This is a genomic window from Bradyrhizobium sp. ORS 111 (assembly GCF_045571485.1).
Taxonomy (GTDB): domain Bacteria; phylum Pseudomonadota; class Alphaproteobacteria; order Rhizobiales; family Xanthobacteraceae; genus Bradyrhizobium.
This window is the reverse complement of the sequence record NZ_CP120701.1, coordinates 5,630,505-5,641,150: the sequence shown is the minus strand read 5'-3', so window position 1 is coordinate 5,641,150 and position 10,646 is coordinate 5,630,505. Positions and strand designations below refer to the sequence as shown.

General features: G+C 64.8%; 10 protein-coding genes. 8 read left to right on the top strand and 2 right to left on the bottom strand.

Features of this window, described 5'->3' with window-relative positions:
* Positions 1–162: 162 nt before the first annotated feature.
* The 8 genes from P6U30_RS26085 to P6U30_RS26050 all read left to right on the top strand — a co-directional run bounded on the left by P6U30_RS26085 (position 163) and on the right by P6U30_RS26050 (position 8,362).
* On the top strand, positions 163–1,611 hold the full coding sequence (locus tag P6U30_RS26085; protein ID WP_407165730.1) for a 6-hydroxynicotinate reductase: 1,449 nt from the start codon (positions 163–165) through the stop codon (positions 1,609–1,611).
* Positions 1,608–2,513 carry a UPF0280 family protein gene (locus P6U30_RS26080; protein WP_407165729.1) on the top strand — a complete coding sequence of 302 codons (906 nt, stop codon included), beginning with the start codon at positions 1,608–1,610 and terminating at the stop codon, positions 2,511–2,513. Before P6U30_RS26085 ends, P6U30_RS26080 begins: the two co-directional genes overlap by 4 nt.
* A 20-nt stretch (positions 2,514–2,533) precedes the next feature.
* The gene (locus P6U30_RS26075) at positions 2,534–3,118 is read left to right on the top strand and encodes an amino acid synthesis family protein (protein ID WP_407165728.1); all 585 of its coding nucleotides are present in this window, start codon (positions 2,534–2,536) and stop codon (positions 3,116–3,118) included.
* Between the two features lie 28 nt (positions 3,119–3,146).
* Positions 3,147–4,361, top strand: a complete 1,215-nt coding sequence (locus tag P6U30_RS26070) for an ABC transporter substrate-binding protein (protein WP_407165727.1) — start codon at positions 3,147–3,149, stop codon at positions 4,359–4,361.
* Positions 4,362–4,513: 152 nt separating this feature from the next.
* The gene (locus tag P6U30_RS26065; RefSeq protein ID WP_407165726.1) at positions 4,514–6,403 is read left to right on the top strand and encodes an ABC transporter permease; all 1,890 of its coding nucleotides are present in this window, start codon (positions 4,514–4,516) and stop codon (positions 6,401–6,403) included.
* Complete coding sequence (locus P6U30_RS26060; protein WP_407165725.1) at positions 6,400–7,191, top strand: ABC transporter ATP-binding protein; 792 nt, start codon at positions 6,400–6,402, stop codon at positions 7,189–7,191. Before P6U30_RS26065 ends, P6U30_RS26060 begins: the two co-directional genes overlap by 4 nt.
* Positions 7,188–7,892: an ABC transporter ATP-binding protein gene (locus P6U30_RS26055; protein ID WP_407165724.1), complete on the top strand. Its 705-nt coding sequence runs from the start codon at positions 7,188–7,190 to the stop codon at positions 7,890–7,892. The genes P6U30_RS26060 and P6U30_RS26055 overlap by 4 nt, the downstream gene beginning before the upstream one ends.
* Positions 7,893–7,906: 14 nt before the next feature.
* The gene (locus P6U30_RS26050; protein WP_407165723.1) at positions 7,907–8,362 is read left to right on the top strand and encodes a MarR family winged helix-turn-helix transcriptional regulator; all 456 of its coding nucleotides are present in this window, start codon (positions 7,907–7,909) and stop codon (positions 8,360–8,362) included.
* Positions 8,363–8,384: 22 nt separating this feature from the next.
* On the opposite strand, the gene P6U30_RS26045 is transcribed toward P6U30_RS26050, so the two are convergent.
* Entirely contained in the window at positions 8,385–9,053 is a 669-nt protein-coding gene (locus P6U30_RS26045; RefSeq protein WP_407165722.1) for a hypothetical protein, read from the bottom strand.
* A gap of 2 nt (positions 9,054–9,055) precedes the next feature.
* Complete coding sequence (locus P6U30_RS26040; protein ID WP_407165721.1) at positions 9,056–10,456, bottom strand: selenium-binding protein SBP56-related protein; 1,401 nt, start codon at positions 10,454–10,456, stop codon at positions 9,056–9,058.
* Positions 10,457–10,646: the final 190 nt, after the last annotated feature.

Below are 10,646 nucleotides of genomic sequence, written 5' to 3'. Positions count from 1 at the left end.
GCAGGCAAACGAGCTATTATTCGGCAGCGGCAGCTTTCGCCTGCAAAGTCCACTTGACAGCTTTCGAGCTCACGCGCAGGATCATTCGTATACGAACGATATAGGCAGGCGGAGGGAGGCGCAGGATGATCGACCACCGCCGCAAGTCTAGGCTTGGTCACGATGGCTGACACAATGACGGTCACTGCCGGCGACAAGATCCGCTGCGATGCCTGCCCGGTGATGTGCTACATCAAGCCGGGTGCGGCTGGGGCTTGCGACCGCTACGCCAACCAAGACGGAACGTTGGTTCGCGTCGATCCGCATGTCGTGCTGGAGCGCACCGTGTCGCATGGCGGCAAGCTGGTGCCGTTCCAGGTGAGCGGTGACTGGGACGGCAAGATCGTCCGTCAGCCCGATATCTTTGTCACCGCGATCGGCGCGGGAACCACCTATCCGGACTACAAGCCGGCGCCCTTCATCGTGTCGTCGGAGGTCGACGGCGTCGACATGGTCACGGTCGTGACCGAGGGCATTTTCTCGTATTGCGGCGTCAAGGTGAAGATCGACACCGACCGCTATCTCGGCCCCGAAACGGCGGCGGTGCGCGCGGACGGCGAGGCGGTCGGCCATGTCACGACCAGCGAATACGGCTCGCAGATGCTGTCGCTCGGCGGCGTGCATCATCTAACCGGCGGCTCGAAGAAGGAGGGCCGCGTCACCTGCGACACGCTGATGGATCTCTCCAATTGCAAGGCGGTGGAGCTGACGATCGACGGCGGCGCTACGGTCGTCGTGCAGGCCGGCAAGCCGCCGATCGTCAACGGCGTGGCGGAAGAGCGGATGCGGGTCGGCTGCGGCTCGGCGACGATCGGCATGTTCGCCAAGCAATGGCACGGCAAGGTCGACGAGGTCGTCGTGGTCGATGACCACATCACCGGCGTGCTCAGCGAGCACCAGGCCGGCAAGCTGCTCGACATCGCCGACACCGGCATCAAGATGAAAGGGCGGCGTTCGACGCCGGGCCGTTATTTCCAGGTCGCCGAGCCCGGCACGGGCTGGGGCGGCACCAACATCTCCGATCCGCTGTCGATCCTCGGACCCTTCAACGCGAAGGAGGCGCGGCCCGGACTGACCATGCTGATGGTCTCGACCACCGGTGAGCACGCGTCCTACTACGTGCTCGATGACGCGCTGAAGCCGATCGAGACCGAGATGCCTGCCGATCTGCGGTTTTCGGTCGAGCGCATCCAGGAGAATTGCGAGCCGGCGCTGTGCACCGTGCTGTTCATGGGCGGTGCGGGCGGATCGCTGCGCGCCGGTGTCACCGACAATCCGGTGCGGCTGACGCGCTCGGTGAAGGACGCGCTGACGCGGGTGACCAGCGGCGGCGCGCCGGTGTATGTCTGGCCGGGTGGCGGCATCACTTTCATGGTCGATGTCACGCAGATGCCGGCCGGTGCATTCGGCTATGTGCCGACGCCGGCGCTGGTGGCGCCGATCGAGTTCACGATGAAGCTGTCCGACTATGCGGCGCTCGGCGGCCACATGGATTATGTCCGGCCGTTGTCCTCGCTGCGGGACAGCGCCGAAGTTCGGCCGATGCCCTATCTTCCCGGGCGGCGCGCATGACCCGGCTCCCGCAAATCGCGCTTCTTCTTGACGGCAAGCGGCTGCATTTGCAGGACGGTCCCATTGATCTGATCCTCGAGGCGAAGGGTGGGGATGCCAACGTCCGCACCGCCTATCAGGCGGCGGCGCAGCGTTTTACCGGATTGCTTGATGAACTCTGCGCGGAGCTCGCCTCGCTGCGCAGTGCCGCTGATCCCCGGCATTGTGCGCTAAAGGGAATCGTCGCGCGGCGCATGCATGCGGCGGTCGCGCCGTTTGCCGCCGACTGCTTCATCACGCCGATGGCCGCGGTGGCCGGCTCCGTCGCCGAGGAAATCCTAGGTGCGATGCTGCGGGCGGCGCCGCTCGACCGGGCCTATGTCAACAATGGCGGCGACATCGCGCTGCATCTCACCGGTCGCGAACAGTTCGCTGTCGGCTTGGTGGACCGGCCGGACTGCCATGGCGTGATGCGCACCATGGTCGTCGAAGCCGACACGCCGGTGCGCGGTATCGCGACCAGCGGGCGCCACGGCCGCAGCTTCTCGCTCGGCATTGCCGACGCCGTCACGGTGTTTACGCGAACTGCGTCGCAGGCGGACGCTGCTGCGACTATCATTGCCAATGCCGTCGATCTCACTGGCCATCCCGCGATCGTCCGTGTTCCTGCCAATGAACTGCAGCCGGACAGTGATCTCGGTGCGCGGCTCGTGACCTGCGGCGTCGGGCAATTGTCGGAAGCCGAGGTCGCGCAGGCGCTGGAAACAGGCGTCAGGCAGGCGCAAGACCTCCTGATGTCGGGATTGATCGAGGGCGCGGCATTGCGTCTACTGGGCGAAACACGGCTGGTCGGTGCAACTGGGGACGAGGCGCAGGCATCGCACGCGTTTCAACGAACAACGATAGCAAACATGCTGGCATGAGCGGGAGCGAGGCTGACACAATGAGCGCCGTCATTCGCAAGATCGTCACCGTGGTCGAGGAAACCCATCTGGAGATGGGTAAGACCGTCGTACCGCCGACCCGGCGAGCCGCCGCGATTGCCGTGATCGAGAACCCCTTTGCCGGCCGCTATGTCGAGGATTTGTCGCCGCTGATCGCGATTGGCGAGGAACTCGGCGAATTGCTCGCCAAGCGGGCGGTGGCTGCGCTCGGCATCGACGGCGCCAAGGCGCATAGCTACGGCAAGGCCGCCGCCGTTGGCGAAAATGGCGAGCTGGAGCATGCGGCCGCGATCTTGCATCCGAAGATGGGCGCGCCGGTGCGCAAAGTGCTCTCCAAGGGCGCGGCGCTGATACCCTCGTCGAAGAAGCGCTCCGGCCCGGGCACGACGCTGGATATTCCGCTCGGGCACAAGGACGCAGCCTTCGTGCGCAGCCATTTCGATGGCATGGAGGTGCAGATCAACGACGCGCCGCGCGCCAACGAGATCATGGTCGCCGTTGCGGTAACCGATAGCGGACGGCCGCTACCGCGCGTCGGCGGGCTGGCGGTTGGCGAGATCAAGGGCGAAGACGGATTGCGATAATCTCTTTGAAGAAAAACTGGAGGATGGGATGCGTGGGTATTTCGTAAGCGCGGGTTTGGCGATCGCGGTCGCGACCATGGCGAGCAGCGCCATGACAACGCAGGCCATGGCGCAAAGCGAGATCAAGATCGGCGAGATCAACAGCTACTCGCTGCTGCCGGCGTTCACCGAGCCCTACCGCAAGGGCTGGCAGCTCGCGGTGGAGGAGATCAACGCCGCCGGCGGCATCAACGGCAAGAAGCTTGTCGTCATTTCCAAGGATGACAACGGCAAGCCGGCCGACGCACAGACCGCGGCGAACGAGCTGGTCTCGAGCGAGAACGTTGCGATGCTGACGGGCACCTTCCTCTCCAATATCGGGCTTGCGGTCAGCGACTTCGCCAACCAGAAGAAGGTGTTCTTCCTCGCCGCCGAGCCTTTGACCGACGCCATCACCTGGTCGAAAGGCAATCGCTACACCTTCCGTCTGCGTCCCTCCAACTACATGCAGGCCGCGATGCTGGTGGAGGAGGCGGCGAAGCTGCCGGCCAAGCGCTGGGCGACGATCGCGCCGAACTATGAATATGGCCAGTCGGCCGTTTCGGTGTTCAAGAAGCTGATGTCCGCGAAGCGGCCCGATATCCAGTGGGTCGACGAGCAATGGCCGCCGCAAGGCAAGATCGACGCCGGTCCCGTGGTGCAGGCGGTCGCCGCCGCCAATCCGGAAGCGATCCTCAACGTCACCTTCGGCGCCGATCTCGTGAAGCTGGTGCGCGAAGGCAACACCCGCGGCCTGTTCAAGGGCCGCGAAGTGGTGAGTTTCCTGACCGGCGAGCCGGAATATCTCGATCCCTTGAAGGACGAGACGCCGGAGGGCTGGATCGTCACCGGCTATCCCTGGTACTCGATCAAGACGCCGGAGCATGAGGCGTTCCTGAAGGCCTATCAGGCCAAGTACAACGATTATCCGCGGCTTGGCTCGATCGTCGGCTACGAGACCATCAAGTCGGCGGCGGCGATCCTCGCCAAGGCGGGCTCGACCGATCCGGAGAAGCTGATCGCGGCAGCCGAGGGAATCTCGGTGTCGTCGCCGTTCGGCGAGATCACCTTCCGCAAGATCGATCACCAGTCGACACTCGGCGCCTTCACCGGAAAGACCGCGCTGAAGGATGGCAAGGGCGTTATGGTCGATACCGCCTATCGCAAGGGCTCGGATTATCTGCCAAGCGACGCCGAGATCGAGAAGATGCGGCCGAAGGATTGAGTCCGCAGATACACCGGGGCCTCATGGTTCGAGACGCGCGGCGTCGCCGCGCTCCTCACCATGAGGGTCTCGAACCTCATCCTGAGGAGGCGCGAAGCGCCGTCTCGAAGGATGAGGCCACCGACGCAAATCCACGCTGAAGCGATTAGCCCATGGCCTTCTACGTCGTCCAGTTCCTGACCGGTCTTGCCAGCGCGGCGTCGCTGTTCCTGGTCGCCTCGGGCCTGTCGATCATCTTCGGCGTGACGCGGATCGTGAATTTCGCGCATGGCGCGTTCTACATGCTCGGCGCCTATGTCGCCTTCACGCTGACCGAGCGCCTCGATGGCGCGCTCGGCTTCTGGGGCGGCATCGTCGCCGCGGCACTGATTGTCGCGGCGATCGGCGTGCTGGTGGAAATGCTGCTGCTGCGGCGGATCTATCACTCGCCCGAGCTGTTCCAACTGCTCGCGACCTTCGGGCTGACGCTGATGGTCGAAGATCTCGTGGTGCTGATCTGGGGGCCGGATGATCTGGTCGGCCGCCGTGCGCCGGGCTTCCGCGGGGCGATCGATTTCTTCGGCCAGAACGTTCCGAGCTATGACCTGTTCCTGATCGTGCTCGGGCCGGTGGTGCTCGGGGCGCTCTGGCTCATGTTCCAGCGCACCCGCTGGGGCATCCTGGTGCGCGCGGCGACGCAGGACCGCGACATGGTCGCGGCGCTCGGCGTCAATCAGAAATGGCTGTTCACCAGCGTGTTCGCGCTCGGCGTCTTCCTCGCAGCGCTCGGCGGCGCGCTGCAGATTCCGCGCGACGCCGTGAACCACGCGATGGATCTGCGCGTCATCGTCGAAGTCTTCGTCGTGGTCGTGATCGGCGGCCTCGGCAGCATCACCGGCGCCTTCGTCGCCGCCGTGCTGGTGTCGGAGCTCAACGCATTCGGCATCCTGATCTTTCCGAAGATCTCCATCATCCTGGTGTTCCTGGTGATGGCGGTGGTGCTGATCGTGCGTCCGTGGGGGTTGTTCGGCAAGCCAGAAGCACCGGCGCGGCGTACGCCCGGGCTATCGGTCAATCCATGGCGGCCGCTCACCGCGAACGAACGGTTCGCCGCGATCGCGGCGCTGCTCATCGCCGCCGCGTTGCCGTTCTTCGCAGGCAATTATGCGCTCACCGTCGGCTCGGAGATCGCGATCTTCGTGATCTTCGCGGTCAGTCTGCACTTCCTGATGGCGGTCGGGGGGCTCGCCTCGTTTGGTCACGCGGCCTATTTCGGCCTTGGTGCCTACGGCGTGGCGCTGCTCGCCAAGATGGCGGGGTTGCCGATGATCGCCTGCCTGCTGCTCGGGCCGCTGCTGGGGCTGGTTGGCGCCGCCGTGTTCGGCTTCTTCGCGGTTCAGCTCTCGGGCGTCTATTTCGCGATGCTGACGCTGGCGTTCGCACAGATCGTCTGGTCGATCGCGTTCCAGTGGGTCTCGGTCACCGGCGGCGACAACGGCATCCTCGGGGTCTGGCCGGAGAAGTGGGCGGCGAGCCCGTCGCATTTCTACTGGCTGTCGCTCGGCATCGCCGCGCTCGCGGTCGTGGTCCTCCGCATCATGGTGTTCTCGCCGTTCGGCTTCGCGCTACGCGCCACGCGCGATTCGCCGCTGCGCAGCGAGGCGATCGGCATCAACGGCAAGCGTATCCAGTGGACCGCGTTCGTGGTCGCGGGCACGGTGGCCGGGCTTGCCGGCGCGCTGTTCGCCTATCTCAAGGGCAGCGTCTTCCCGGACAACATGGGGATCTCGCTCTCGGTCGATGCGCTCGTCATGGTGCTGCTCGGCGGTGTCGAGACGGTGTCGGGCGCGGTGATCGGTGCGATCGTCTACAAGGCCTTGAACATCTGGCTGGTCAGCCAGACCGATCTCTCCAAGCTCGTGCTCGGCGCCTTCGTCGTGCTGATCGTCGTCGCCTTCCCGAAGGGCATTGTCGGAACGCTGGAGGCGTTCATGCATCGCCGCCGCAAGTCCTCGTCATCGGCGTCATCCATCCTCACCTCGCGCATCGAGACCGCCGAATGAGCATGGTTCCCACATTACTGTCGGTCGAAGGCCTGACCAAATCCTATGGCGGCGTGCATGCCGTGCGCGGCGTCTCGTTCGAGCTGCGCTCCGGCGAGATACTGGCGCTGATCGGACCGAACGGTGCCGGCAAGAGCACCTGCTTCGACATGCTCAACGGCCAGAACATTCCGGATACCGGCCGTATCCGCGTGCTCGGCGAGGAGACGACGGGCAAGAAGCCGCGGGTGATCTGGCGGATGGGTGTCGGGCGCACCTTCCAGATCACGGCGACGTTCCCGACCATGACGGTGCGCGAGAACGTGCAGGTCGCGCTGGTGTCGTATGGCCGGCACCTGTTCAATCTCTGGGGCCCGACTGCAAACCATGCGCGCGACGAGGCCGGGCGATTGCTCGACCTGGTCGGCATGGGCGCCTATGCGGAGCGGCCGTGCGGCGAACTCGCCTATGGCGACCTCAAGCGGCTGGAGCTTGCAATCGCGCTCGCCAACCAGCCGAAGCTGCTCTTGATGGACGAGCCGACCGCCGGGATGGCGCCGCGCGAGCGGATCGAGCTGATGCGGCTGACCGCGCGGATCGCGCGCGAGCAGTCGATCGGCGTGCTCTTCACCGAGCATGACATGGACGTCGTGTTCGAGCATGCCGACCGCATCCTGGTGCTCAACCGCGGCAGCTTGATCGCCGAAGGCTCGCCGCAAGAGGTTCGCGGCAACGCCGAGGTCCGGGCGATCTATCTCGGCGAGGGCCTGGTCTACGACGCGCGGCATCGCGAAGGGGCATCGGCATGAAGCTCGCGGTGAAGGATCTCAACAGCTTCTACGGCCCGGCGCACATCCTGTTCGACATTTCGCTCGAGGTCGGCGAGGGCGAGGTGGTCGCACTGCTCGGCCGCAACGGCGCCGGCAAGTCGACGACCTTCCGCTCCATCGTCGGCCTGGTCGAGAACCGCACGGGCAGCATCGTGTTCGAGGGTAGGGATGTCTCGCGCGAGCCGACGCATGCGATCGTGCGCGGCGGCCTCGGCTATGTCCCGGAAGAGCGGCGCATCTTCACCGACCTGACTGTGGAAGAAAATCTCGAGGTCGGCCGCCAGCCCAAGCGGGCGGGCGCGCCGCAATGGGATCGCGACAAGCTGTTCAAGCTGTTCCCCAATCTCGGTGAGATGCGCGGGCGTCCCGGCGGGCGCATGAGCGGCGGCGAGCAACAGATGTTGACGATCGCGCGCACCTTGATGGGTAACCCGTCGCTGGTGCTGCTCGATGAGCCATCGGAAGGGTTGTCGCCGAAGATCGTCGAGCAGATGGTCGATGCCATCCTCGCGATGAAGCAAGAGGGCGTCAGCATCGTGGTCTCCGAGCAGAACCTACATTTCGCGCGGCTGATCTCGGATCGGGCCTACATCATCGAGCGCGGCCGGATCTGCTTCGGCGGCACCATGGCCGAGCTCGACGCGCGTCCGGACATCCGCGACGCGCATTTGTCGCTTTAGGGGCGGAGTGGAAGATGGCCAGGACCAATGCCCAGAAGCGAAGCGTGAAGGCGACGAAACCGGCTTACGTGCTGGACGAGCAGATCGGCTTCATCCTGCGCCAGGTATCGCAGCGCCACGCGATGATCTTCGCGCGCGACATCGGCATCACCCTGACGCCGACGCAATGGGCGGCGTTGTCGAAATTGTCGGAAGTCGGGCCATGCTCGCAAAACCAGCTCGGGCGCCTGACATCGATGGATGTTGCAACCATCAAGGGCGTGATCGACCGGCTCACCGCGCGCGGCCTGACCGAGACCTCGCCCGATCCGGACGATGGGCGGCGTCTGCTCGTCAGCCTGACGCGCAGCGGCCAGCAATTGGCGGAAAAGGTCGCGCCGAATGCGCTCGCAATCTCAAAGGAAACGCTGGCCCCGCTGGACGCCAAGGAGCGCGATACGCTGATCGCGCTGCTCAGCAGGTTACGCTGACGGGTGCGGCGTGCCCGATTGACTATTCCGTCATGCTGAACGCCAGCGCGACGGCTCCGACCAGGATGAGGCTGGCGGCCCAAACAGCGTCCAGATTGAACCAGCTCCGGGATACGAATGTGAGGCCCAGATAGCGATAGACCAGCCACGCCAGGCATCCGCCGGCCACGATCATCGCGCCGGCGTGAACGATCGAGACCACTACCGCCATCGTGAGGTTGGCATTGATCAGGGCGCCGGCGGCCTCGTGGCCTTGGGCGGGATCGGTGTCCTGGCAGAGCCCGAGATAGATCGGAACCAGCATCAGCGCCGCACCGTGGGCCATGGCCACCGTGAAGGACCAAAGCCCCAGTTGTGTTGGAGGTATCCGCGTTAAGGCCTTCGGATGGCGGCGGTCGACAAGCCGATAGATGCCGAAGGCGATGACAACAAGGCTGGCGCCGATCCGGATCGCGCGTTGCCATTCGGCAAGGGCGACCAGCAGCGCGAATGGCAGCAGCACGAGCAGGATCGCGAGCAGGTGACCGATCGCGAGCGGCCCGAGCGCGGCCACCAGCGCGCGCGAGCTCCTTTGCATCAATCCAGCCGAAACGGCGAGCGGCCACCCCATGCCGGGATTGATCCCGTGGTACAGGCCGCTTGCGATGACTGCCAGCCAGAGCCAGGCCGGCGTCCAGTCGGCTCCGCTCACATTCAGGCCGACGGATAGCAGAACGAGTCGGTCGAACAGTCGCCGCCGTCGAGCCGGATCTGGTGCGCCCGATACCCGTCGGGGAAGCTGACCCAGTAGTCCTTGGCGAGTTCAAGCCCGCCGGCCGGGCTCACATTCGCCATCACCTCGGCGCCGGGAATGCCTTGCGGATAGAACTGGTCGTCCCACGTCGAGTAAAGCGAATTGGTCCAGTACACTCGCTTGCCGTCGCGGCTGATCTCGACCATTTGCGGACCGCCGGCGAAGGCCTGTCCGTTCGGGTGCGGCGCACGGCGGGCGATGCCGCCGATGCGGACCGATCCGGCCAGCTTCGGCTTGCGGGGATCGCTGACGTCGTATTGGCGCATCTCGCCGGTGGCCCAGCAGGAGACGTAGAGGAATTTGTCATCCATCGATAGATCGATGTCGGTGACCAGCGGTGGCACTGCGCCAAAGCCCTGCAGGAGCGGCGGCAATTGGTCCTTCGGCGCGGGCTCGGGCGGGATCGTCACCGTCTTCTCGATGTGAAACTTGCCGCCGTCGCGCCACCAGGTCCAGATCGAACCCTCGAGGTTGGTGGTATCCACCACGACGCCGACGAAGCCGTATTCGCGAACCGGATCGTGGGCGGGACGCACCTCCAGCGCCATTTGATGATTGGCGCCGAGGTCGATGGTCTGGACATTGCGCCGCGCCCGCAGATCCCAGAAGTGCAACCGATGGCCGTATTTGTTCGACAGCAGATCCTCGGGCACGATTCCGTTCTCGAATTGCGGCGGCAAGGCCCACTCGCTGCTCACCATGTAGTCGCGCGGCAAATTCCACCAGAAGTCATAATGCTTGGTCTGCGGGCCGCGATCGATCTCCCAGCGGCCGAGCACTTCGAAAGTCTCGCAGTCCATGATGAAGATGCCGGGCGGCCCATCGGTGCCGTCGCGGCCGCCACCACCGAGCGTGCTGACGTAAATTCCTTCCGGTCCGCAATGAATCGTGTGCGGCCGCGAATAGCCGGTTTTCTTGAAGACCTCCTCGGGCTCGATGATCTTGTGGATTCTGGCCTGCGTCGGATCCGGCTTGGTGTCGACGATGTAGATCCGCGAGGATCGCAGGCCGGGGATGATGAGATAGCGGCGCTCGATGAAGGCGTGCCCTGCCAGCGGGGACAGGGCCGACGAGCAGGCATTCCAGCCGAAATGATGAAACTCGTCGCCCTTGTTGGGCATCGTCACGGTGTGGACGATCTTGCTGTAGGTCGGCGAACCCGGCTTGACGTCGATGACGGCGAGCGCGTCGGGCTTTGAAAAGTCCGGGCTGAGCAGCAGGGTGTAGGCGAAGTTCTCGGCCGGAGCTTCCATCGCAAGCTTCGGCGATGCGTGAAACGTGGGATCTGGTCTCATCGTCATCGTGCTGCCTCTTGGTTGCCTGGTGTGGACCAACACGGCACGGCGGCATGCAGCAAGAACTCATCCGGATCGTCAAATGCCTCTTGCGAGTTCCGCCGGCTAGGTTCGTTGGCGGTCACGATACACCTCAACACTGTCCGGAGAAAGCAGGCTTCGGTCGCGGCGAACGTCGTCAGTTGCGTGGATCGCG